The sequence below is a fragment of the Spiroplasma endosymbiont of Thecophora atra genome (assembly GCF_964019735.1).
Taxonomy (GTDB): domain Bacteria; phylum Bacillota_I; class Bacilli_A; order Mycoplasmatales; family VBWQ01; genus Spiroplasma_E; species Spiroplasma_E ixodetis_A.
This window is the reverse complement of the sequence record NZ_OZ026464.1, coordinates 18,423-44,001: the sequence shown is the minus strand read 5'-3', so window position 1 is coordinate 44,001 and position 25,579 is coordinate 18,423. Positions and strand designations below refer to the sequence as shown.

Sequence of the window (25,579 nt, the reverse complement as noted above, 5' to 3'; positions counted from 1 at the left end):
AAAACTTATATTAAACTTAATTAAATTATACAAAAAAAAGTTCGCAAATCAAAATTTAAAGCTAAATTTTTAACGTTTATTTGGAATTCGTGTTTATATTTATTTAACACTGTAACTTTCCAAAATAATTTATTTTTTTATAAATATTTTTGGGAAATTTTCACTCGATATTGACAGACAAATTCCCCTACTATTTTTTGAATGAGATTGAGCAATATAATATAATCCCAATGTTTCACTTAAATTATCATAGTTCTTAATTGCATCAATAATACCTTTTGTTCCAGTTAATGATATATGAGTATTAGCACCACCAAATTGAATAAAAGTAAAATTACTTTTAGACTTTTTATTTGAAATATAAGCTGTTGTTGATATTTTGCTCAAGTTTTGTTTTTGAAAAATTTGCAAATCATTAGTACTTGTTAATTGTTCTTCTTTATAATTAATAGCAGCAATTTCTTTATCAAACTCATTAATAACATCTTTATTTATCTTTTCAGGATTATAAGTTAATTTAAAATTCTCAATATAAATATCTTTTACATAAGGTTCTAAACTTGGATTATCAATAATACTTTTAACATCAAAAAGATGATATATTCCATTTTCATCCTGACTATTTAAAATAGTACTATTACTTAAATTACCATACGTAGTATTAGTAACAACTTCATTAGTTTCAGTTTTATTTTTATTTTCTTGTTTTAATTTATTAATACTTGTTAAATTATTAGTAATACTAGTGTTAGCAACAATATTAGTGGTTGCTAATGTTAAACTAACTCCCAACCATAAATGTTTATTTTTTAACATTTTATTTTGCACCTCAGAATTTTATTTTTTAGTAAATCTATTATAAATTTCATTTAATTTTTTTTCATAAATGTTATGAAGTTTTGGTTGATAATATTTCGTATCTTTTAACTTTGTTGGCAAATACTGTTGTTGTACATAATCGTTAGCATAATCATGTGGAAATTTATATAATTTAGCTTTACCTACTGATTTTTTTAATGTTTTAGATCAATTATGCTTCAAATAATCAGGAATTGGATATATTTTTCCTTGTAAAACATCACTATATGCTTTTTGTACTGCCAAATTAGCACTATTTGATTTCTCACTAAGTGCCATTTCAATAACTACTAAACCAAGCGGAATTATACCTTCAGGCATACCAATTTGACGAGAAGTATCAATAGCAGTTTTTACCCTAATTGCTAAAGCGGGATTAGCAAGTCCAATATCTTCGTAAACAATAATCAACATTCTTCTTAATAAAACTTCATAATCACCAGTTGCTAATAACCTTGCTAAATAATGCAAAGCAGCATTAACATCACTGCCTCTAATTGATTTTTGTAATGCTGACTTTAAATCATGATGTTCATTTCCCTCTTTAGCATTTCAATTACTTGCTTTAGACATAATAGCATTAATAATATCAATAGTTATGATTTCATTAGGATATAATTTTATTAATATTTCTAAAATATTAATTGCTATTCGTAAATCACCGGTTGCTAAATTACAGATTTTTTCTAAAATTTCATCACTAATATTAAAATTAAAAAATGAATTATTAGTAATTATTTTTTTTAAGCCTAATAACATTTCTTCATTACTAATTGGCTTTAATTCTAATAATAGACATCTACTTCGTAAAGCTGGATTAATTACAAAATAAGGATTTTCAGTAGTGCAAGCCATTAAAATAAAATTGCCATGTTCTAAATATAAGGTTAAATTATTATTTTTAATATTAACGTCCAAGGATTGAAGCATTTTATATTCTTTATCATCATCATATTTAATAATGATACCAATGTTTTTTAAATGCTGACATTTATCATTTTGTTCAGAAACACTAACAAGTTCAATATTATTTATCTTTTTTATGATATCAAAATTAATTGTCTTTTGAAAATGAATTTGATAGTTATCGCCATCAATATTAATTCCTATATTCATTTCTAAATTAATGTCATTAGTAGGAGAAAAAATATTCATATCATTAATAGCTTCTTGAAATAATAGTGAAATAAGTGAAATAGAATTATCTTTAAAAGTAATTGGATATATTACACCACTAGGAAGAACATTTGGATATAATTCAATAGAATTTAAATCTTTAACATTAAAATTGTTATTTTTAAAAATTTTTTCATTTGGTTCTTTATTTTGACATTGAATATTTATTGAAAACTCGATAGTATCTTGCAATTGATTTTTACCAACAATTGTTACTATTATAGATTTTGGTTTTTGATAATTTCCAGTAATCGCATTACTAGTAATAATATAATCTTGATCATTAAAATCTTGATGTCATTTTTGCTTACCAAACTCATTTATTTTTTTACTAACAAGGAAAGCAATATGATTATCAATATCCACTTTGCTAACATTAGTATTATCTTCAATAGTTATTAATTGATTAATTACACTTTCATCATTTTCCAATACTGTTTTAATAACAGATAATGATTTTTTTTGTTCAACTACCTTGAACATTAAAATTAATATTTAATTGACCTTTAATAATTTCACTACTATTTTTAGCACAAATAACAACTGTTATTTTCTTTTTTATCATATAATTATCAAAATTTTTTATTGAATCATAATTAATAACAAAATCACTTTTTGTTACTTTATCTGATAATGATTTTTTCTTTATTAATTTCTTCTAAAAATTTCTCTTCAATAATTTTATTAACTTGAGATTCTATTTCATTTTTAGTTCCTTTTGTAGCATCTGACATTACTACTGTTTGTGATGGAATTGTAATTCTATTGTCTAAATCAAAAATATTAAATTTTTCCGGAATAACATCATTTTCAACACTAAAATTGAAATTTAAGTCACAAGGAAACAAACCATAATTACTACCAAATTGATTAACACTTATTTCAATTTTAAACTGTTTTATTTTTTCTTTATAAGATGGTATTTTTATTGAAAAATTATTTTTAAGTGCATTTTCATCATTAATTTTAATATTAATAGCTGGATTTACTGGTAAATGTACAAAAAAATTATTAGGAATATCTATTTTATTTATTTGTAACACATTATCAATCTTTTTTAATAAATCACTAAGATAAAAATTTTTTAGTTTTTTATCAGTAGATATTAAACTAATATTGTTTAATTTATCCTTGTAATCTATCAAATTATATTTTTTATTTGTTGGACAATTATTCTTATAATAATCTTCTCAAGTTTTATCTTGATTAGGATTTCAGTTGTTGGAATTATTAGTATTTATGGCACTATTTCATTGATTATTTGCAATTATTAAAATCATAGTAGTAATAATTAAAACAACCACAACAAATAACAAAGAAAAAATTTTAAACCAATGTTTTTTTTCTTGCTTAACATTAGGTTTTTGCTTATAATTTGATTTTTCATTTTGATTAATGCCAATTTTATACATTATTTCCTCCACCAAAAATCGATAATAAAACACAAAAAAACTTTATAATGATTAAAAAATCACTACAAAGCAACAGCTAAATTATATAAATAATAAATATAACAATAAAACTTATAAATTAATTTTTAAAATTAAAAAAATAAAATTAAAATATAAATTTTATTGTTATCTTAATTTTATCATAGTAATTTTTATTAAATATATTTTTTGTAACTATTTTTTAATTTTAACTTTACTCGTGTTCAAGCATTATCAACTTGCTTATAGCTTAAATTTAATTTTTTCATAATTTGATGAACATTATATCCTCTTCGCTTTAATTTTAAAACTTCATTTTCATTAGTAGTAAAATTTGTAATACTAATAACTTCTTCCAAAAATGAAGTATATTCATAATCATTTTTTTGATATAAATAATCATTATATTTTAAGGCACAATTAATAATTTTATGATTATTATTTAAAAAACTTTTAACATAAGTAAATACTCCTCATTTTACTTCATAATATAAAAAATTTTGAAATGACTTGTTTTTTCTTTCTTGAAATTTAAAAATTGCCTTTAAAAAAATAAAATAAAAAGTTGATTTTAAATCATTTGTTTCCAAAGGAATAGCAAAAAACTTTTTAATAATATTTCGTAAAAAAAATCATTTTTCAATTCATATTTTTTATATAAAAAATTAAAAGCAAATTCATTGTTTTCAATACAATACAAATAAATCAATTCATTATCATTCATAATTAAATCCTCCTAAATATTTCAAATAACAAACTAATTATGAATTACTAATCAACTAATTATTTAAAGTTATGATGTATTAGTATTTAATTTTGAAATTCTTAATATTACATATTTGATCCATAATCACGTTTAATAGTTGTTTGACTCACTATTGATGATGAATCTAACAAATTTATCTTATCTTTAAAGATTTCTACTTCTGTTTGTGGTATGTAGTACTTAAATATTTCTCTTCTAGTTTCATTAGCCACTTTGTCAATTTCCTGTTCTTGATTTTGATTTCAATTTGATGATAAACTAAAAAAATCTTTTAAAAACATTTTATTTTCAATAGTTAACTGATCATAATTTTTAATTGTCAAAGCAATTTCTTTTTGTAATAGTAAACAAGCGTGATTTCATGCTGAATTTCCTGAGTTATCTTTATAATCAACATCAATTGGTCATTTATTAATTAAATAAGTTACTAATTTTTGTCAATCATTTATTACCGCTATATGTAGTAATGAATAATTTAGTTCATCAAATACTAAACTATTAATAACTTCTTTTTGTCAAAAAATTTCAATATTTGAATTATTTTTTTCATTTAATTTTTTAATTTCATTTTGCAAATATTCTAATGAATCTATTACTGATTCTTCTTTTTTTAATCAATTATCATCATCTCCCTTTATAATATAGATTATTTTTTCATAACAATTTCCTTTAAAAATCATTATTTCATTTTTAAATTTTAGAAATTCTTTAAATGTTTTTATTATTAAATTTTTATTTTTAATAGAGCAAGTTAAAGCAGTAAAACCACCTTGATTTTTATGATAAACATGAGCTTTGTATAATAATAAAATATTAAAAATTTCAATTCTTCCATTTTCAGCAGCTAACATTAAAGACGTATTACCATCTTGAACTTCATAATTAACATCAGCACCATTTTCCAATAAAACTTTAAGTGCTTCCAAGTCACCAACTTCAACTGTTTCAATTAACAGTTCATTTACTAGTTGCATACTATTCACATTTTCCTTTCAAAAAATAAAAATCACTTATTTTTTAAAAAACTATCATAAAAATAATTATTTTTATAATTTTTTGACATTACATATTTGATTAATTTAAAGAATAATAAACTACTTATGTTATTATCAACTTTATGTTAATAGTTACTTTAACAAATAAATTTTATAATAATATATAATATTTATAAAACTTAATAATAAGTTTTTTAACTCATTACTTTCATAAAAAGTAAATGAGTTTTTTTATTTTGAAAGGAAAATGTGAAACAGATGTATTTAAATATTTTAAAAAACTTATTTAAACGTAGAAAAAATCATTATCCAAGTAATAACAGTACAGATATTGAAAATAACGAGTTTTTTTTCTTCTACAATGAACAAAAAATATTATCAAAATTAAAAAAATTAAGTGAAGAAAAAGATAAAGAATTAGAAAAATTAACTAATGAAAATAATAACACTCCCAAAATAATATTACTTTCTTCAAATATTTTAGAACTAAGATCAAAAATTTGAGCTTTGGAAGAAATGTTAGAAAAGAAAATAACAACAAAAATAGAACAATTAGAAAAAAGTAAAATAAATAAATATAAAAATTTTTTTATTAAATTTTTTACTTTTTGAATTAAAGATAAAAACAAATGTGTTAATAATAAAATAAATAAGATAAATTCTGACTATACAAATATTAAAAACAATTGTAAAGAATTAGAAAACCATTTAATTGATCAAATAAATATATGCAAAAATTTAAAAGAAAAAAAATGAAAATTTTCAGAACCAAATCTAATAAATAAAGAAAAAACATTTACACCTAAAATATAAAAGTATCTTTTTTAAAAAAATATAAGTTCTTAAAATTTACGATAATTTTAACGTTTCAACGTAAATATAGTTTGCAATAATACCACAAGCAACGCTAGCATTAAATGATTCTATTTTTGGACTTATTGGTATTTGAACAATATAATCGGTATGTTTTAATAACTTTGGACTTATCCCTTCACCTTCATTACCAATAATTAATGCTAAGTTGCTACTACAATCAATAGTAAAATAATCAATTGCTTTTGCTGTTTTAGCAGCAGCCAAAATTCAAAATTTATATTTTTCTTGTAAATTATTAATTGCGGAAGTTAAATTATTAACTTGACAAACTGGAATAATACTTAGAGCACCAGCTGCAGCCTTTGCAACTGCACCATTTATTTCAGATTGATTACGATTTAAAACAATTACACCATCAAAGTCATTACCCGCTGCAATTCTTAACATTGAACCAAAATTATGTGGATCAGAAATACGATCTAAAATTAAAATTCTTAAAAATTTAGATGTTGAATCAATATTAATTAATTCATCAAAAGAAAAATATTGATAGTCTTTAACATTAGCAGCAATATTTTGATGTTTAGTAGTACCTAATAAATTATTCATTGCTTGTAAACTAATAATTTCATAAGGAATATTTACACTTTTTAAATCTTTTTTCAATTCTTGGTACTTATCTTGAACTAAAAAAACTTTTTTAATTTTTATTAATGACGATGTTGATAATGCAGCAATAATAGGGTGATAACCATAAATATATTGTAATGCCATAATTTTGCTCCTTTAAATAATATTCAAATCTTTTAATTCTTGACGAATTTTATCAGCTTCTTGGTATTGTTTTTCCTTTTTTAGTTGTTCTCATATTTTAATTTTATTTTTAATTTTTTCAGAATAATTACCAACTTTAAAATCAAATCCTAATATTTTTAAAGCAAAGGTAAAAGTATAAAAAATTTCTTGAAATTCTTCATTAAAATTTTTTTTAATAAGTGCTTCATTTAATTTTTTAATCATATTTTCAATTAAAGTAATAGTATTAGTTGTATCAATATTATTTGATAAATTTTTAATAATTTGTTGATAATAAATTGAATGATGATTATTATTACATATTATATTGTTAATAAATATTTGATATGTTCATTGTTTTAAAATATTTTCATATTTTTTTGTTGACACTAATCCATTTTCAATTGTTTCCTTATTAAAATCAATTGGTTGTTGATGATCACGATTTAATATTAAATAGCGCAATACATTTGGATGATATTGCTGACAAAATTCTTTAACCAAAATAAAATTATTTAAAGATTTTGACATTTTTTCATTAGCAATATTAACATGACCATTATGTCATCAAATATTTGACATTTTTTTATTATTAGTTGCAACAAATTGAGCTCGTTCATTTTCATGATGAGGAAATTTTAAATCAACACCACCACCATGTAAATCAATAGTTTGACCATTAAATAAATCCTCAACAAAACAAGCACACTCAGTATGTCAACCAGGTCTTCCTTTTCCTCACGGACTATTTCAACTAATACCTATTGTTGTTGATTTTCACAAAGCAAAATCTAGATTATTTTCTTTAGCAACTAAATTTTTAATTCTAAAATTTGGAATTAAATCTTCAATATTTTTATGTGCCAAACTTCCATAATCTTTTAACTTATTAACTTTAAAATAAACATCACCAGCAGTAACATATGCATAATCTTTAATAATTAATTTATTAATAAATTCAATAATCTTTGAAATATATTCACTTACTTTTGGTAATTTTGTAGGAGAAATAATATTTAATTTTTCTAAGTCTTCATAATATGCTAACGTATATTTTTCAGTAACTTGTTGTTCTGTTATTTTTAAATCCGCAGCTTTATTAATAATTTTATCATCAATATCAGTAATATTATGAACATAATTTATTTTATAATTTTGATCAATTAACAAACGATGTAAAACATCAAAAACAAGTACACCACGAATATTGCCAACATGAATATAGTTATAAACAGTAGGACCACATAAATACATATTAACTTGCTTTTTATTAGGGACAAGCAATTGCAATCTTTGTGAAAAACTATCATAAATTTTAATCATTTAATTAACCCTTCTTAATAAAGTTTAGTTTTCATATACTCTATTATACTGTAAAGAATATCAATCTGTAACAAAATAATTTTTTAAATTTAAAACTCTCTTTAACAAAGAGAATCATTAATAATTAAAAAAGTATTAATTATTTGAAATTTCATAATTTTTGATAGATATCATTTTTATGTTTTTATTTTTTTTCAGTTATATATAAATTTCCTTTATTAGAAGGAGCTATTGTTCCTATATAAATAGTATCATTAATATTTGTTAAACTTCAAATTTCACCATTATCTTCTTTTCAATCAGATACTGGTTCAAACTTAGCATTAATATCATTAGTATTTATCTTATATAGATTTCCCTTTTTATTAGCAGTTGATGTTCCTACATAAAGTACACCATTAATATTTGCTAGAGCATGAACTTCACCATTATTATCTTTTCAATTAGAAACTGGATTAAATTTATCATCAGTATCGCTTTTGTATAATCTTCCATTACCATTGCTAGTTATTGTTCCTATATAAATTACACCATTAACATTTAATATACTTAAAGCTACACCATTAGTAGCAGTTCAATTAGTAAGATCAGTAACTTGATCAGAACTATTAATTTTATATAATTTTCCACCTCTAGTATCTTTTGCTCCAACATAAACATCACCATTATTAGTACTTACTAAAACATGAACTTCACCATTAGTATCTTTTCAATTAGAAACTGGTTCAACTTTAGCATTAATATCATTAGTATTTATCTTATATAGATTTCCCTTTTTATTAACAGTTGATGTTCCTACATAAAGTACACCATTGACATTTGTTAAACTTCAAACTGCACCATTACCTTGTTTTCAATTACTCATTAATTCAAATTTGCCATCACTATTACTTTTATATAAATTTCCTTGACCAGAAATTGATGTCCCCACATAAAGCACACCATTAATATTTGCTAGAGCATGAACTGCACCATTACTTTCATCTCAACTTGAAACTTTTTTAAAATTAGTAATAGTACAAGACAAAGTAACTTCATTTTTATAGTTACCTTTACCATTAATAATAATTGCTGTAGTGTTAATAATTTTTTTAATATAAAAGTCATCTTCAGTTAGAGCCAATGCTTTAATATTTTTGTCTTTAATAATTTCTAAAATTTCAGATTTATTTGGTTTATCTAATTGACCAATATAAATAATACCTAATTTCTTTTCGGTAATAATCATATTTAAATCAGTTCTTGTATCTGTAATTTCTATATTTACATTTATAGTTTTTTCACCAGTAAAGTTTTGTGAGTTTTCTTTAGCACTTACTTTAGTATTTAATATCCCTTGTACAATATCACTTTCTTGTAAAGAGCTACCATCATATTTAGTAATATCAACATCACTTATTTCTAAATTGCTAAATCCTGATTGTTTTTTTAATTGATCAATTAATTGTAATTTAAATTCATTAACACTATCTTCAATTATAATAACGTTGACATTATCTTTTAAATATTTTAAATCAGTTTTTCTAACCGGCGCAATCCTTTCTCCATCACAAGTGACGACACTTATACTTGTTACTCCAATTAAAGTTACTACTGCTAGACTACTTAGTAATTTCTTCATATATCTTTACCACCTAATCTTTAATATTTTAATACAATCATTTTACATGATTTCTATATCAATAAAAATAAACATGCTATTAAAATTAAAATAGTAATATTAAAAAATTACTATTAATTTAATATATTCTCAATAAAGAGATAAATTTAAAAATGTTACAAAAAATATCAGAAATTTTAATTAAATAATTATTTTTTGGTTTATGCTTCAGGTACTCTATTATATTGTAAAAATTGCGGATCTGTAGCGAAATAATATTTTTTAAATTGATTTTCTAAATTTAAAGTTTTCTTTAATGCAGAATAACAAGTAACAATTAAAAAAACATTAACCGTTAAATCAATAGGATATTTTATAACTCTTAATGGAAAATACATTAATCATAAAGGTGGTAATCCAGGAAATAATATTTTTAATGCAATAGGATCAGTACCAGTAATAATTAATGAAGTAATAGCATAAGCAATTGGCAAATATCAATAAAATGTCTTTTTACTATAATAAATTTTACTAAAATTCAATACTAAATAGTAAGGTAATATACATCATAAAATACTAGTAAAAGTAAAAAATAAACATGGTGATGCACCACTAGTACTAAATAATAAACCTAAAAAATCACTGGCAATACCACTAAGAAAACCTAATATTCCACCACAAAAGAAACCTATTAAAACTAATATAAAATTACCCAATTTAATTTCAAAATATTTAGAAAATGGTAAACTTTTTAACATTAAAGCACCTGTTGTATTTAAAGAAACAGCTAATGCTAACATTATTCCACTTAAGCAAATAAATTTTATTTGCTTTATCTTTTTTTTATTATCTTTATAATCAAAAACTGTGATTAATAAAAAAGTAATTAAAATTAACACTCCACCAATTATATTCAATAACAATACATTCATTTAATTACCACCCTTTTTTATCATAATTATTTTCTTTGTTCTTAAATAATTATAAACATCTGCCAAAAAATAACAAGAACCCGTAATTAAAATTATTTTATGAGGGCTACATTTAATCATTTTTTGATTATCAAAAAATTCACCAGTAATACTATTTAAATTACTATTACTACAAATAATAATATTATCTGATACTTTTTTTAAACAACTAATTAATTTTTGTGGATATTTATTTTTTAAACAAGAAAATATAATTTGTTGAGGAATAATTTTATTAATTTTTAGCGTTTTAATTAATGCTTTAATACCATCAATATTATGAGCAGCATCAAAATAAATAGTTTTATCATTAATTTGATATTTCTCAAATCGTAATCTAATATTAGTATTATTAATGATTTTTAAAGCTTGTTTAATATTAATTTCTAAAAATGTTTTTGAAATTACTGTTAAAACTAATTCTTTATTTTCTTGATAGTATGGTTGATTGATTAATCTTGGAGAATATATAGGTTTATAACCTTCCATATCGATTTGCTTTTTTAATTTATTATTTAAATTACCTGAAATAAAAAGATTTTTTGTCGTTGATTTTACTATTCCCAATTTTTGATGTAATATTTCAGATGTAGTTTTACCAAGTCTATCTTGATGATCTTTACCAATTGAAGTGATAATAGCATATGTTGCATCAATGATATTTGTAGGATCAATTTTTCCACCAATCCCAACTTCAATTATTGCTCATTGCACATTTTGTTCTTGAAAATAAATTAATGCAATTAAAGTTAAAATACCAAAAAAACCTAATTGATAATATTCAATATCATCAAAAATCAAGTCTCTAATACGAACTAAATCTTGATTACTAATCATTCTATCATTAACAATAATTCGTTCATTAACAAACTCAATATGGGGAGAAGTAAACAAACCAATTTTTTGTTTTAAGGTTTGTGATAATATAGCAAAAATTAAACGCGATACTGAACCTTTACCGTTTGTTCCAGTTACATGAATATACTTAATATTATTGTTTAAATACTTTGGAGTAATAATTTTTAATTTTTTTAAACAATCTTTATTTGAATATTTAGATATTTTTTTAAAAAATTCTTCATTCATATTTTTAAAATCCTTTATTTAATAATTATTATTATCAATATTAATTAAAGGATTAACAGTTCTTCAAGTCACATAAATTATAATTGAATTAATTATAATTTTAAGAGGCGCTTGCACAATTCTCATAATTGCTGTTACTCCATAATCCTTGGCATTAGGATCAAATAAAGTCATATCAGCATAGGAGGCTATAAGCACTGTTGTTACATACTCGGCTACTACCGCTAATAAAATAATTGGTAAAATTTCTTTAATTCTATAAATTTCTTTTTTCAATAAATAATAAAATAAAACACTATAAATACTTAATAGGCCAATAATGCCACCACCACCCATAATACTAGCCAGAACATATTTATTAACAATAATTCCTGACATAGAATATGATGATTGCTTACCTGAAATAACAATATACATGCCACCACCAGCAAAGAAAATAATAAAAAAATTAATTAAAGCAAAAATAACTCATGGATAATCTTTTAGTTTTACTTTAAATATTCCAGCAATTCCTGCCAAAAAACCAGTGAAAATAATACAAAACATATAATAAATGCTAATATATGAAGGAACAAATAACATTACTAAAATATCCGTTACTGCAGCACAAATAATACCTATAATTGGACCAAACATATAACCGGTTATTTTAATCATTAAACCCTCAAAAGCAATTCTAATTGGTGGTAATACTGTAATGGGTATCGTAATAGAAACAATAATAGTTGCCACAACTGATACCGAAGATAACATTGTTATATAAGCAATATTTTTAGTAGTAAAACGAACACCTTTATATTTATCTTTACGAAATCATTTTCAAAAACTATTCATTAAAATATATGCTAACATTATGCTACTTAAAGTAATAATTAAATAAATAGCTGTAGATCTACTAAATAAATTTAAGGTATTTAAATCATATCGTTGAGAAAATATGTGATTAAATATTAAATTATTGGGCATTTAAATAACCACCATTCCCGAAATATTCTTTAAAACTATATTAATTTTAACAAATATATCATAACATTGTTTGCTTAAATACATATAATAAAATTAGTATTTTTTTATTTTTATCACTTAATGGGAGTTTTATTTTTTGAAATCAATCAATTATTAGTTTTGCTAAATGGTCTTGAATTAAAAAAAACCATTATAAGCACTTAAAGGTGAAGGATGTGCACTCTCAATAATAAAATGTTTTTCTGTGTCAATTAACATTTTTTTATTTCTTGCATTTTTACCTCATAAAATAAAAACAAGATTAGTACAGTTTAAATTTAAAAATGATAAAACATGATCAGTAAAAGTTACTCATTGATATTGTAAATGACTATTAAGTTGACTTTGTCTGACAGTTAAAGTTGTATTTAAAAGCAAAACTCCCTGTTTAGCTCAAGTTGTTAAATTACCATCATTATCTTTTTCAATATTTAAATCATTTTTTAGTTCTTGAAAAATGTTTTTTAAACTTGGTGGTAATGGAGTATTTGTTTTAACACTAAATGCTAAACCATGAACTTGATTTGGCTGATGATAAGGATCTTGACCTAATATTATTACTTTAACCTTTGATAAAGGAGTTATTTTAAAAGCTTGAAATATTTCTTCTCATTGAGGATAACAAAGATAAGTCTGATATTCTTTTTTAATATCTTCTAATAATTTAGTAAAATATGTTTCTTTATATTCTTGTTGAAAAAATTCTAATCATGAGGAATCAACAAATAAAGTTTTATTATACATTTCTTTCACCTACTACTTATGATAACTTTAATTATTAAGTATTTGTAATTAACAATATATTTGCTCTAATAAAACAACATAACATAATTGATGAGGTAATGTTATTTTACCAAAGGAAATTTTAATTAAATTAATATTGTCTTTTAATATTTGTGCGACACCATTACTACCACCAATAATAAAACCAATTTTACCTTGTTGATAAATTTGATTTTTATTAATCATCTGTGATAATTGTTCGCTACTTATTAATTGTCCTGATAAATGTAATAAAAATCATTGATAATCATTATTCTTTGATATGTATTCAGTGATTTTATTAGTTTCAATTTTAATATTATTAGGAATTGAATTTAATTTAGACTCGATAATATTTTTTGTTTCAATATTAGTTCGTTTTTTAATTCGTTCTAAATAATCTTTGGCAGCTGATTTTCAATATGTTTGTGACAACTGACCAATACAAACAATTTTAATATTTATCATTATGATTCTGAAAAAGTCATGTTATTTATTCTTTCATGAACCACTTTATCTGGGTTACGAAAATCAACATCACCCAAAGCTTTATCAATAGTATTTGGATTAATAACAACTATTTCTTTTTTATTTTTATCAACTCATAAACTAAAACTTACATCAATTTGAATATTAAAATCAATTTTAAAAGTTTTATTCATTTTTGAATCTTTCATTATAAAGAATAAGTGAATTCAACCTTTTTTAATAATGGTTTTATTTTTATCATCTTTAAAGTCAGTAATTTTTGGTGAAACAATACTAGTTTTAGCAACTTTTGAAGGATTTTCTGCTTCTGTTGGTGTTTCATATGTAACATATCAATAACCATAATATTGCTGTTTAGATATATCATTATCAGTTAAACCAAAAACTAAAAGACTTCCATTTGCATCTTTACAACTAAATGGTTCATTCATTACTTTATTTGGATCATTATTAACATTATAATTAATACTCTCATAATTACCTGATTTATATTGATCACTATTATAAAAATCCCTAGCAGCATCTGTAACTTCTAATGCATTACGATCAATTCTAATTTTGTCTGCTGCTAGTTGCATAAATGCAGTAAGTAGTTTATATAAAAGTTTAGTATCATATTGATAGTATTTATTATAAACATAATCAACTAACGGATCACCATCTTTGTTTGATGGCTCGTTTTTAAAATTTGTTTCAATCTTTGAACCATCTCCAGTACCACAAGCCACAATAGTACTCACAGAAGAAGAAAGTAAACTAAGTGTTGAAAATAAAGTGATTAATTTACGCATTTGATTGTTATTCTCCTTAAACTAAATAATAATTAAATATTCACTAAGAATTGTAACTTATTTTTTTATAAAAAGCAAAAGGAAATTCATATAGGTAAAAATACATTTTTTAAAATTAAAATATTAATGTTTATTTTAATATTTTAATAAAATTATTATTATCATAAAAGGAATTAAATTTTTATCGTTGATAATTGCTTTTGCAAATCTATTTCATCTTTAAAAGATCAGATTTATTAATTTTTTGTTGAAATTTCATTGCTTCTTCATATGTTGGTAATTTGTCTTTATTTTATTCTAAAATTTCTTCATTTAAAATATCGTTAGTATTTTTCATTAAAAAAAATTAAAGACTTCCAAATGATTATTTCAAACGACTAACATTAAAGCATTATATCCATATTCATTTACTTGATAAAGATTTCATTATTATCTATTAAATACTTGACTATCTCTAAATCATTATTTTTGATAGTTAACATCAAAATAGTGAAATCATCTTTAATTACATAATTTATACTAACACCATTCCTAACTAATAATTTAACTTTTTCTAAGTTATTATTCATAATGACTTGTATCATTTTTTCATTTTTCTTATTAAGAAATACTCTTTTTTCCTAATGTACTTTTTTTCTCTTTCTATAAATTAAACTTGATACAATAATAAATTTAATCTTATTAGTTTAAATTGTATTTAATATTTCTGCTTTTGTTTCCAAAGGTAATTGAGATTCTATTAAGCCCATATTCTCTCATTTTTGTTTGCTTGCATTTTTTGATTCTTCTGATAAAGGTTGCTGTAACTCTGGAATTTCAGTACTTATTAATTTTCATACTTCATTTAAAGATGTTAATTTTATTTCTTCTTCATTTAATTTATTTTTAATTTTTTGTTCTTCTTTTTTTAAATTTTTTTTATTTAAACTATTTTTTAAATTATCACAATTTTCAGTAGTTTTTTTAATTTCCATTGCAAAAAAATCTCTAATATTTTCCAATGTTGTAGATAAATCTTTTACTTCATCTTCATGTAATTCCTTTATTGAAATTATTTTTTTTCTAAATAATTTATTTGAAATTCTAGTTTTTCAATTGTTTTATTTTGTTCTTCAATTTTTTGATCTTGTCAACTAGGTTTCTCATTTTCTTGATTTATTTCGGTTTGGATTTCAATACTTACTAGTTTTGATTGATTAATTGTTCTTAAAGACTCCTGAATTTTTTCCTTTTTTTCTCTAATTGCATTTTTTATTATTTTTTTTCTTTTAATTTAAAATTAATTTCTAAAGTTGTGAAATCATCTTTAAATTCATTTTCTATTTTTTCTTTTTCTTCTCTTATGTTTTCTAAATTATTTTGAATGTTAAAATTTTCATTAAATTTTTTAATACTGTCAGCATTTTCTTCTCAATAATTTTCAATAATCTTAATAAATTCTATATTTTCTAATTTATTAACTTCTTTTAAGAAATTAATAAATATTTTTTGATCTTTACTAATATTTTTAATTCATTTTTCTTTTATTTTTTTAAGTTCAAACATCATCGTATGTTTATTTTGCTTAAAAAAATCCTCAATTTTATTAATTTTATCCTCAATTTTTTTTATTTTTTTATCATTAATACTTAACTCAGTATCATGTCTTGTAATATTATCTTGTAACTCCCCAATATAATCATTCTTTTTCTTAATATCACTATTCTTTTTTTTAATCACTACATCTATTTCTTTTAAATATTGTTTTTTTCCTTTTTTATCATCTGAAATATTTGGAATAAATATTTGATTTTCAATATTATTTTTATTTTCTTCTAAATCTTGCAAGTAAGTAATTTTTTTAATTTTTATATTTTTCTTTCGTTTTTCTAAATTTTCAATTTGTTTTCTTTTTTCTGCTATCTCTTTCTGATGCATTCTAATTTGTTCTTTTTTTTCTTCTAATTCATTTTTAAATAATTCTATACTTTCTTTCACTTTATCTTTAGTTTTAATAATTTCTTCTTGTTCACTTATTAATTCTTTTTCTCGATCATTATATTTTTCAAATATATCATTGTATATTCTTTCTTCATTTTTAATAATTTTTTTAATATATCTGTTAAATATGTCATCTATTAATTCAAAGAAAAATACAAAATTTTTATCAAATTTACTTTTTAAATCTTTATCTTCATCTAAAATTAATTTATATTCATCTCCACTTTTCATTCTAAATGCTCAAAAAGATAAAATTAATTGAGTCATAACTTCTTCTTTAAAAAGATTTTCAAAAATTTTCTCTTTTTTATTTTCTAATTCCTCATTTTTTTGATATAGCCTACGAATTTCTTTATCAATTTTTATTTTTAATTCTCGTGTTTTTTTTAAAAACTCTTTTTTATTTTCAAAAATATTTAAATTTATTGTTTTTAAAAAAATAATATCATTACTTATTGTTTCACTTAAAAAATTAAAAAGATTAAAATAATCTGTGATTTCAGTAAACTCAGTACTATTTTGACTACCCTTATTAATTTTATTTTGTTCAATTAATGTTTTATTTTTTTCCAAGAATAATAATTTTTCATTTTGTTCTTTAATTTTACTATCAAGTTCTATTAAAAAATAATCTAATTGTTTAATTAATTTTAAATCTTCTTTTTTTTCTCAAAAATAAGAAAAAAAATATTTTTAAATCATTTCTTAATTCTTTAATTAATTTATCTAAATCAGTTTTTTTATTTTCTTTTAATTGAGTTAATGGTGCTGATGTACTTGGATTTTCAAAATCAGTATCTTCTGAATTAGAAAAAAAGTTATCTTTTTCATTATACTCTTTAAAAAAATTCTTAAAAGTTTCAACAACTTCGTCTAAATTTTCATCAGTTAAAGGATAATTTCTAAATTTTTTTATTAATTCATTAAATCAAGGCATAAATCTTATTCTCCTAAATTTTATTTATAAAATAAAAAAAACCAATTGTTTTTAAATAAAACAATGGGTTTGAAAACTTATATTTTTCAATCTTTTGTGTTAATAACAATAAAACGCTCCTTATTCTAAAGATCTAAAGAAGTATCTTGATTATAACTAATTAAATTATAACTAATTAATTTATCTTTTTTTAAAAAAAAGATAAATTACTATTATATGTTTATATAATAAAAATTTATCACAAAAATTATTTTTCAGTTCTAGGTTTCATATGTGGAAATAATAATACATCTTTAATACTATTTTGGCCAGTTATTAACATGACCAAACGATCAATACCAATTCCCAATCCACCTGTTGGTGGCATACCATACTCCAATGCTTCAACAAAGTCTAAATCCATAGTTGCTGCTTCATCATTACCGCTATTTTTTTCTTTTACTTGCTCTTCAAAACGATTATATTGTTGCAAAGAATCATTTAGTTCCGAATAAGCATTTGCATATTCTCTACCAGCAATAAATAATTCAAAACGATCAGTAAACTCTTTACTATTTTTATTTAATTTAGCAAGTGGTGAAATTTCAATTGGATAATCAAAAATAAAAGTAGGTTGAATTAAAGTTTCTTCAACAAAAGATTCAAAAAATAAATTAATAATATGACCAGTACTATTATAATGATCTGGAATATGAAGTTTATAACTTTTTGCAAGTTTTAATATAAGTTTAAATGTTTTATTTTTTTCAATATTTCTAATATTATCATCTTCAATATTATGATATTTTAAAATCATATCACTAATTTCTTGGAAAATTTTAGTAAACTCTTCATCTTTGATCATAGCTTTTTTAATTGAATCAATCATACTAATTTTTGTTCATGATTTTTCAAAATTTAATATATTTTCATCATATTCTAATATTAATTTATTATGCACTGTATTAATTAAATGTTTTATACAAGACTCTGTTAAATCCATCATATATTTCATATCTTGATAGGCAACATAAATTTCAATAGTTGTAAATTCTGGATTATGTTTTTTACTCATACCTTCATTACGAAATAATCTACCAATTTCATAAACTTTTTCAAAACCACCAACTATTAATCTTTTTAAATGTAATTCAGTAGCAATCCGTAAATATAAATCGGTTTTTAATGTATTATGATGAGTGATAAAAGGTTTAGCGGCAGCACCACCATATACTTCTTGTAAAATAGGTGTTTCAACTTCTAAATAACCTTTATTATTTAAAAAACTTCTTAATTCATTAATAATTTGTGTACGTTGTAAAAATGTCTTTTTAGTTTCTTGATTCATAATTAAATCTACATATCTTCGTCGATAACGTTCTTCAATATCTGTTAAACCATGAAATTTATCTGGTAAAGGTCTAAGTGTTTTTGATAACATTACAATATCATAGATTTGAACTGTTAGTTCTCCTTTATTGGTTTTCATAACCTTACCTTTAATACCAAAAAAATCGCCTAAATCTGCATATTCTGCAAATCATTCAAATTTTTTTTGATTAATATATTCTGGTTTTAAATAAATTTGAAATTTACCTGTTTGATCTTGCAAATGAGCAAAAATTGAACCCTTTCCCATTTCTCTTTTTGTCATTAATCTACCCGCCATTTTAATTTGATCATTAGGTAAATTAGCAACAAATTTTGCTAACTCTTCTTTATTTTTATTTCTAAATTCACTATTTAAAGTTTCACAATTATAATTTCTTTCTCAATTACGCCCATAAATATCATAATTTTGTTTATATAAATCTTGTATTTTTTGATATCTTAATGCTTCTTGCTCTGTCAAAATACGTCCATTAATTTCAAGTTTAGTTTCTTTCATTGTTTTCATCCTTTGTATTTAAAATAAGTATTTAAAATAAAAAAATTAAATTAAATAAGATTGTTTAGGTTTATACATAATGATATCAATTTTCAATACCAAATTCTACTGTCAACAATTAATTTTAAATTTTATAATAAAACCCTTATATTTATAATAAGGGCTAAAATTTAATTTAAATATTTCTACTAATAGATATCTATAAAAATTAGAGACAATTTATTAATCATTTTTTACCTTCTAAATATTAATTTTGTATAAAACATGTTTTGCTAAAATATCACTTTTATTTATTTTTGGATGATAAGATTCTTTTTTTTCATACCTATTCGTTTCATTACATTTTCTGATTTAATATTTAATATACTAGGAAAACTATAAATTTCAGTGAATTTTAATTTTTTTTGCATATTTTAAACATTCTTTAGCTGCTTCTGTTGCTATTCCTTGACATCAAACACTTTTTTTAAAAACACCAACCAATTTCAATACATGGTCTAAAATCATCAATAAAATCAACTTCGCTAAAGCCAATAAAGCCAATAAATTTATTATCTTTTTTAAATTCAACAACATAAAAACCAAATCCATTATTATTTAAATTATTTTTAATTTTTGAAAAATATTTTTCTGTATCATCTTTTGATAATGTACTAGAAAAATATTTCATGACATCTTTATCAGAATTTAATAAAACAAGTTCATCTAAATCACTATCTTCTCAATATCTAATTTTTAATCTAGGGGTTTCAAAAAATATCATATTTTTACTTCTTTGTTATGATATTTTTTTTATTAACAATTTGTTAGTTTATTTAATTAATAATATTAACTTCAATTTATTTCACTTGGTTTCATTGGTTTTTCATTATTCTTTACACTAATAATTTTACCATTTTTAACGTTAATAACAGTATTTGCAACATATTGGAAGTTAGGATTATGAGTAACCATAATAATTGATGTTTTATATTCTCGATTAACATCCAATAAAATCTCTAATACCTTACGCCCCATTTCCTCATCAAGTGCTCCTGTTGGCTCATCACAAAATAAAATTGTCGGATTTTTTGCTAGTGCTCTACCAATCGATACTCTTTGTTGTTGTCCACCTGATAATTGACTTGGAAATTTATTCATATGTTCATCCATTTCAATAACTTGAAAAATATCATCAATACTCATATTTTTATTTTTATTTTTAGCAAGATTTTCACCAACTTCAACATTTTCACGAGCAGTTAAGTTAGTTAATAAATTGTATTGTTGAAAAATAAAACCAACATTATCTCGTCTAAATTTAGTTAAATGACTATCTTTTAATAAAGATAAATTGTATCCCGCCACAAAAACATCACCAGTATTAGGTTTATCCAATCCCGAAATAATATTTAATAATGTTGTCTTACCACTTCCCGATGGTCCTAAGATAACAACAAAATCACCTAATTTAATTTTTAAATTAACTCCTTTTAATACTTCATATTCTAAGTCTCCAGTTAAGTAAGATTTTTTAACATCAAATAATTCAATAACATTAGTTTGAGTATCAGGAGTATTATTAGTCATTGATATAATTTTACCTGCTAAAATTTCTTTTGAATGAGTTTTTGTTAATTTTTTAATTGCTTTTTGATTATCTTTAAAAGTTTGCAATTTGGCTTTATTAGCTTCTATTTCTTCCTTTGATTCTGGTTTATCATGAGATTTATGGGTTACTGGTGGTATTGTAGCTTCATTTTTAGATACTAACTTCTTTGTAAAACTAGATTCTAACTTATTTTTAGTTACTTGTTTACTTCCAATGTCTTTATCATCTTTTTTAATTTCCTTATTATCTTTTTTCATAATCATTTCTCCTTTTTAATTCCATGCTTTTATAAACAACCCACTCATTTTATCAATTACTTTACCTTATTTATATAGAAATACTTAAAAAATATTTTAACTTCCTTGTAATAAAGCTGTTACTGGTTTGTATTTAATTAAATATAACCCAACAGCATAGCCAATAACCATTATTAAAAATACCATTCCAAAGCAAGATAAAATTGTAACTAGATTAGCAGCCACATTAAAAACAACGCCTGCTTTAGTTGCAATAATTAAAGTAATAATATTCCACACAACATAAGAAATAATAGTACCTAAAATAAAAGCAACCAATAAAGCAATAATATAGGAGCCAATAATCAATCTGTTAATTTCATTTACACGATAACCCAAAGATTTCATCATTGCAATAATTAATAAATTATTATCTAAAATCATATTAACGATAATTACCAATACAAAAGCTACAGCAAATAATGTTAAAATTTTTGTAATATTTATAATTGTTCTAATTCCATCAAATATTTCAACTAATAATCTTTTAACTAAATCATTAATAAAAGGTATTTTATTAATAGGTTCTAAATTTTTTGCTAATATTTGTTCTTTAGTATATTCTGCAGATGGTTGCAAAATATTTATATAATTTAATGGAAAAATATTGCTCTCTTTAGATAATCAATGATTAAAAGAATCTGATATTGGTTTTGGATCTTCTGATGGGGAAGGTTTTATTAATCCAATAGATGTTCGTAAATCATCAAGATTAATATAAACATTCGAATTGTCTAAATTATTTTCAATAATTCCTTTAACTTGATAAATTACTGGAATTGTATAATTATATCAACTTGCTAACATTAAAAAGTGATCATCAATTTTATAATCATTTAAAATTGATAATGTTTTTGAAATAACTGCTGGTAAAATATAAGCTGTAGTTGTTATATTTTGTCCTTGATTATCAGTATAAGTAACTTTTTGTGATTGTAAATTATGAAAATTATTAAAAATAGGATCAATATCACGATTTTTTGCTTCTTTAAAATTAAATCAATTTTTTCAAACTAAATCTTGATATGGATCATTATAAAGTCCTGTTGCTTTAATTTTTTTTGCAAGCATGCGACCTTGATTATGTCCTTTTCATTCATTAGGAGGCCTTAAATTTATTTCAATAGTTGGATAATACTTATTATTATAAATATTTAAACCTAAACTAATACCAGGCAACGGGTTTATTTCTGGATTAATACCTGTATTTGTTGAAATATAATTAAATATTTGATGAATATTTTGACAAATAATTTTCATTAATGGTTTAGGTATTATCTTTTTTGGATTAATAAAATCTTCACAATCAGATTTGTTCTTAGTTTTTTGATAAAGGATATTAATTTCTTCACTATTCATAAAATAATTTTTAAAGTTATTATTATTAATAATACTTTCAATTTTTTTAGCTTTATTATCATTATCAATATGAAAATCATCAGCTATTCATTGATGATACTTATTAGTACCAGTTTCTTTATCTTTTGCAATATCTTTTTCTGAAACTCAATCAAAAACATGCTTATCAATACTTAAATTAGAATCATTAGTATATGTATACATTGATGAAGTTGATGTATTTCATTTAACATCTTTATTGTAATATCCATATAAATTGTTTATTTTATTATCAAATAAATCAGTAGCTGAACTTTGAAATAGTAATAAAAAACTAACAAAAATAAAAGTAAAAAATACTAAAAATAGTTTTCCAACCGATTTTAGAGTGAAAGCAATTGCTAAACGCTGTTTAAATGGTCAATAACGAAAGGGGTATTTTAAAACTGAAATTAGTTTAGAACTTGAATTACTTGGTCTATCATAAATTAATAATAATGGACTAACGCGTAATTTTGTTTCCGATTGCATATAACTAATTACTATAAAAATAATAGGAATAATTATTAAACTTACAATAAATACTATCCAACTAAAAAATAGTATTGGTACTGGCATAAAAAACCCAATGTTATTTAACGAATTAAATCATATTTGTAACCCTAGACCAATACCTAAACCAATAATACTAGAAATGAATGTTATCAAAAATATTAAAATTACAAAACTAATAGCAATTTGAAAATTACTATAACCAAGGGCTTTTAATAATCCTATCTGTGGTTTTTGTAAATCAATTTCTTTTCTAACATATGACATAATGATAAAAATAATAACTAATAATACTACAAGAGTAATTGCTGTAAACATTATATTTTCCATTTTAAAACTCTCTAGAATTTGTCCTGATCGAATATCTTCGCTATCACTACTAATAATTGAACCAAAACTAAAACTAAAAGTTTTAATTAAAAGTTCTTCTAACTTACTAACAAAATAGTTATCGTTATTGTTAACTTTTAATAAAAATATATTATTTAAATTAGTTCTAAATGTAGAGTCTTTTATTAAATTATTAAACCATTGATTTGACATATAAACAGGACTTGTATTTTCAGATGTCGGATTAGGATTTGTTGCAGTACGACTACCAGTAATTCCCCAATAAGCATAACCAAAGCCAACAACTTTTAACTTTTCAACTTTATCAATAACTGTTATATAATCATTTAATTTAATATTATTAATACATGCAAATTCAGGATTGATTACTATTTCTAATGGATTAATAGGCTTAATACCTTCGGAAATATAAACTTCATTAATATTATTTCTTTTTGGAGCAAAATCAAAAGATTCACTTTTTTCTGAAGTATAAAATCCATTTTCTAATGAATAATAAATTTTTTTAAAAGAACTAACGTTTTCATAATCAAAAGTTTTAAAAAATGATTTAGCAAGTTCATAATGTTGCAAATTATAAATTTCATCATTTTTAACTTCGTTTTCTAAAATATCACTAAATAGTATTCCTTGATAACTTAATCCTCAATTTAACAAATAATTTTCAAAATCTTTATTAATATCTACTCCCGAAGGAAGGATAGGAAAACTATTATTTCTAAGATTATTTTCTTTAATTTCATCTATCTGTTTATAAATTTCTTGCTTTTGCAGATGATCTTTAAATTGTTTTTTGATAATTGTTTGGATTCTTGATGTTGCAGTAGCAGTATCTTTATAATTATTTAATAATTGTAAATTAATACGATAGTCATATTTACCACTATTGTTTAATACTGTATAAAAACCTGATTCAGCTCTTGATGCTGTACTATAAAGTGCAGAAAGAGTAGAAATTACAATAACTAATAGTATTATAATACCTAAATATTGTAATAATCTTTTCTTGATTCCTCTTAAAACATTAACAAAAAGATTGCTCATTATAACTCCAATATTCTTATACAACTTAAAAACTGCTAATAGTATAATTTTATCATAATAAAATAATGCTAATTATATTTGAACTATATTAAAAAATAAAAATTTTAATATTATTATTAAATTCTAAACTTATTTACTTAACTACTTTTTTTACATTTTTCTAAAATTGCAATTTTATTAAGGTCAGCAATACCAACATAAGGTAAGTTTCTCAATTTTTCATCATAATCAAGACCATATCCTACTAAAAAATGATCAGGAACTTCAAAGCCATATCAATCAGCTTCAATTTTAGCAACTCTTTTAGATTTCTTATCTAAAAGAGTAATTATTTTTACCGATTTTGCTCCAAGTTCTTGTAAATGATCACGAATTTTAAATAACGAATTACCTGAATCAATAATATCTTCAACAATTAATAAGTCACGACCCTTAACATTATTAATAACATCCATTCTTATTTTTGGTTTATTTACCGCCTTTGTTTGTCCTAAATATGACTCTACATACATAAAATCAACCAAACAATCAATCTTAAGGTTTAACATAAATTGTGATAAAAAAGGTAAACATCCTCTTAATATCCCTACTAAAATAATGGGCTCTTTATTATCTTTATAATAACTATTAACTGATTTTGCAAGTTCAATAATTTTATTATTGATTACATCAGTACTTAATAATATTTTTTCTACTAATTCATGTTTTTCCAACATTGTTTTTTCTCCTTATTACTTTTTATATTATATTTACCAAATAA

The 25,579-nt window shown here is 22.1% G+C and carries 25 protein-coding genes and 1 pseudogene; 1 reads left to right on the top strand and 25 read right to left on the bottom strand.

Annotated elements, in window-relative coordinates; all coding sequences use genetic code 4:
* Nucleotides 1-129: 129 nt before the first annotated feature.
* The 7 genes from AACL05_RS00205 to AACL05_RS00175 form a co-directional block, all read right to left on the bottom strand.
* Nucleotides 130-816, bottom strand: a complete 687-nt coding sequence (locus AACL05_RS00205; RefSeq protein ID WP_338961623.1) for a hypothetical protein — start codon at nucleotides 814-816, stop codon at nucleotides 130-132.
* A 21-nt stretch (nucleotides 817-837) separates the two neighbouring features.
* Nucleotides 838-2,517: a hypothetical protein gene (locus AACL05_RS00200; protein ID WP_338986035.1), complete on the bottom strand. Its 1,680-nt coding sequence runs from the start codon at nucleotides 2,515-2,517 to the stop codon at nucleotides 838-840.
* A complete protein-coding gene (locus AACL05_RS00195; RefSeq protein WP_338961619.1) occupies nucleotides 2,474-2,599 on the bottom strand; it encodes a hypothetical protein in 126 nt (41 codons plus the stop codon). Before AACL05_RS00195 ends, AACL05_RS00200 begins: the two co-directional genes overlap by 44 nt.
* A 58-nt stretch (nucleotides 2,600-2,657) precedes the next feature.
* The gene (locus AACL05_RS00190; protein ID WP_338961617.1) at nucleotides 2,658-3,446 is read right to left on the bottom strand and encodes a hypothetical protein; all 789 of its coding nucleotides are present in this window, start codon (nucleotides 3,444-3,446) and stop codon (nucleotides 2,658-2,660) included.
* 194 nt (nucleotides 3,447-3,640) lie between these two features.
* Complete coding sequence (locus AACL05_RS00185) at nucleotides 3,641-4,054, bottom strand: hypothetical protein (protein WP_338961615.1); 414 nt, start codon at nucleotides 4,052-4,054, stop codon at nucleotides 3,641-3,643.
* Nucleotides 4,036-4,188: a hypothetical protein gene (locus AACL05_RS00180; RefSeq protein ID WP_174481447.1), complete on the bottom strand. Its 153-nt coding sequence runs from the start codon at nucleotides 4,186-4,188 to the stop codon at nucleotides 4,036-4,038. The genes AACL05_RS00185 and AACL05_RS00180 overlap by 19 nt, the downstream gene beginning before the upstream one ends.
* A gap of 107 nt (nucleotides 4,189-4,295) precedes the next feature.
* Nucleotides 4,296-5,204, bottom strand: a complete 909-nt coding sequence (locus tag AACL05_RS00175) for an ankyrin repeat domain-containing protein (RefSeq protein WP_338961611.1) — start codon at nucleotides 5,202-5,204, stop codon at nucleotides 4,296-4,298.
* Nucleotides 5,205-5,483: 279 nt separating this feature from the next.
* On the opposite strand from AACL05_RS00175, the gene AACL05_RS00170 reads away from it, so the two are divergent.
* On the top strand, nucleotides 5,484-6,038 hold the full coding sequence (locus AACL05_RS00170; protein ID WP_338961609.1) for a hypothetical protein: 555 nt from the start codon (nucleotides 5,484-5,486) through the stop codon (nucleotides 6,036-6,038).
* A gap of 36 nt (nucleotides 6,039-6,074) precedes the next feature.
* On the opposite strand, the gene rlmB is transcribed toward AACL05_RS00170, so the two are convergent.
* From rlmB to hpt, 18 genes and pseudogenes are all read right to left on the bottom strand, one after another.
* Nucleotides 6,075-6,815: a 23S rRNA (guanosine(2251)-2'-O)-methyltransferase RlmB gene (rlmB, locus tag AACL05_RS00165; protein WP_338961607.1), complete on the bottom strand. Its 741-nt coding sequence runs from the start codon at nucleotides 6,813-6,815 to the stop codon at nucleotides 6,075-6,077.
* A 12-nt stretch (nucleotides 6,816-6,827) separates the two neighbouring features.
* Nucleotides 6,828-8,159: a cysteine--tRNA ligase gene (cysS, locus tag AACL05_RS00160; RefSeq protein ID WP_338961604.1), complete on the bottom strand. Its 1,332-nt coding sequence runs from the start codon at nucleotides 8,157-8,159 to the stop codon at nucleotides 6,828-6,830.
* 184 nt (nucleotides 8,160-8,343) lie between these two features.
* Complete coding sequence (locus AACL05_RS00155; RefSeq protein ID WP_338986034.1) at nucleotides 8,344-9,780, bottom strand: hypothetical protein; 1,437 nt, start codon at nucleotides 9,778-9,780, stop codon at nucleotides 8,344-8,346.
* Nucleotides 9,781-9,980: 200 nt separating this feature from the next.
* On the bottom strand, nucleotides 9,981-10,691 hold the full coding sequence (locus AACL05_RS00150) for a hypothetical protein (RefSeq protein WP_338986033.1): 711 nt from the start codon (nucleotides 10,689-10,691) through the stop codon (nucleotides 9,981-9,983).
* Nucleotides 10,692-11,816: a bifunctional folylpolyglutamate synthase/dihydrofolate synthase gene (locus tag AACL05_RS00145; RefSeq protein ID WP_338961598.1), complete on the bottom strand. Its 1,125-nt coding sequence runs from the start codon at nucleotides 11,814-11,816 to the stop codon at nucleotides 10,692-10,694.
* Between the two features lie 18 nt (nucleotides 11,817-11,834).
* Nucleotides 11,835-12,782 carry a hypothetical protein gene (locus tag AACL05_RS00140; protein WP_281748707.1) on the bottom strand — a complete coding sequence of 316 codons (948 nt, stop codon included), beginning with the start codon at nucleotides 12,780-12,782 and terminating at the stop codon, nucleotides 11,835-11,837.
* 110 nt (nucleotides 12,783-12,892) lie between these two features.
* Nucleotides 12,893-13,565, bottom strand: a pseudogene (locus AACL05_RS00135) (uracil-DNA glycosylase).
* A gap of 48 nt (nucleotides 13,566-13,613) precedes the next feature.
* Nucleotides 13,614-14,051, bottom strand: a complete 438-nt coding sequence (locus AACL05_RS00130) for a 23S rRNA (pseudouridine(1915)-N(3))-methyltransferase RlmH (protein WP_338961592.1) — start codon at nucleotides 14,049-14,051, stop codon at nucleotides 13,614-13,616.
* The gene (locus AACL05_RS00125; protein WP_338961590.1) at nucleotides 14,051-14,863 is read right to left on the bottom strand and encodes a hypothetical protein; all 813 of its coding nucleotides are present in this window, start codon (nucleotides 14,861-14,863) and stop codon (nucleotides 14,051-14,053) included. The genes AACL05_RS00130 and AACL05_RS00125 overlap by 1 nt, the downstream gene beginning before the upstream one ends.
* Nucleotides 14,864-15,270: 407 nt before the next feature.
* On the bottom strand, nucleotides 15,271-15,432 hold the full coding sequence (locus tag AACL05_RS08710) for an ankyrin repeat domain-containing protein (protein ID WP_338975659.1): 162 nt from the start codon (nucleotides 15,430-15,432) through the stop codon (nucleotides 15,271-15,273).
* 117 nt (nucleotides 15,433-15,549) lie between these two features.
* Entirely contained in the window at nucleotides 15,550-15,837 is a 288-nt protein-coding gene (locus tag AACL05_RS00120) for a hypothetical protein (protein ID WP_338961587.1), read from the bottom strand.
* A 280-nt stretch (nucleotides 15,838-16,117) separates the two neighbouring features.
* Nucleotides 16,118-17,416 carry a hypothetical protein gene (locus tag AACL05_RS00115; protein ID WP_338961585.1) on the bottom strand — a complete coding sequence of 433 codons (1,299 nt, stop codon included), beginning with the start codon at nucleotides 17,414-17,416 and terminating at the stop codon, nucleotides 16,118-16,120.
* A 67-nt stretch (nucleotides 17,417-17,483) separates the two neighbouring features.
* The gene (locus tag AACL05_RS00110; protein WP_338986032.1) at nucleotides 17,484-17,780 is read right to left on the bottom strand and encodes a hypothetical protein; all 297 of its coding nucleotides are present in this window, start codon (nucleotides 17,778-17,780) and stop codon (nucleotides 17,484-17,486) included.
* Nucleotides 17,781-18,027: 247 nt separating this feature from the next.
* Nucleotides 18,028-19,647: a lysine--tRNA ligase gene (locus AACL05_RS00105; RefSeq protein WP_338961581.1), complete on the bottom strand. Its 1,620-nt coding sequence runs from the start codon at nucleotides 19,645-19,647 to the stop codon at nucleotides 18,028-18,030.
* A gap of 466 nt (nucleotides 19,648-20,113) precedes the next feature.
* On the bottom strand, nucleotides 20,114-20,410 hold the full coding sequence (locus AACL05_RS00100) for a GNAT family N-acetyltransferase (protein WP_338986031.1): 297 nt from the start codon (nucleotides 20,408-20,410) through the stop codon (nucleotides 20,114-20,116).
* Nucleotides 20,411-20,475: 65 nt separating this feature from the next.
* Nucleotides 20,476-21,495: an ABC transporter ATP-binding protein gene (locus AACL05_RS00095; protein ID WP_338961577.1), complete on the bottom strand. Its 1,020-nt coding sequence runs from the start codon at nucleotides 21,493-21,495 to the stop codon at nucleotides 20,476-20,478.
* Nucleotides 21,496-21,591: 96 nt separating this feature from the next.
* Nucleotides 21,592-24,819, bottom strand: a complete 3,228-nt coding sequence (locus AACL05_RS00090; protein ID WP_338961575.1) for an ABC transporter permease — start codon at nucleotides 24,817-24,819, stop codon at nucleotides 21,592-21,594.
* A gap of 137 nt (nucleotides 24,820-24,956) precedes the next feature.
* On the bottom strand, nucleotides 24,957-25,535 hold the full coding sequence (gene hpt, locus AACL05_RS00085; protein ID WP_338961573.1) for a hypoxanthine phosphoribosyltransferase: 579 nt from the start codon (nucleotides 25,533-25,535) through the stop codon (nucleotides 24,957-24,959).
* Nucleotides 25,536-25,579 lie beyond the last annotated feature (44 nt).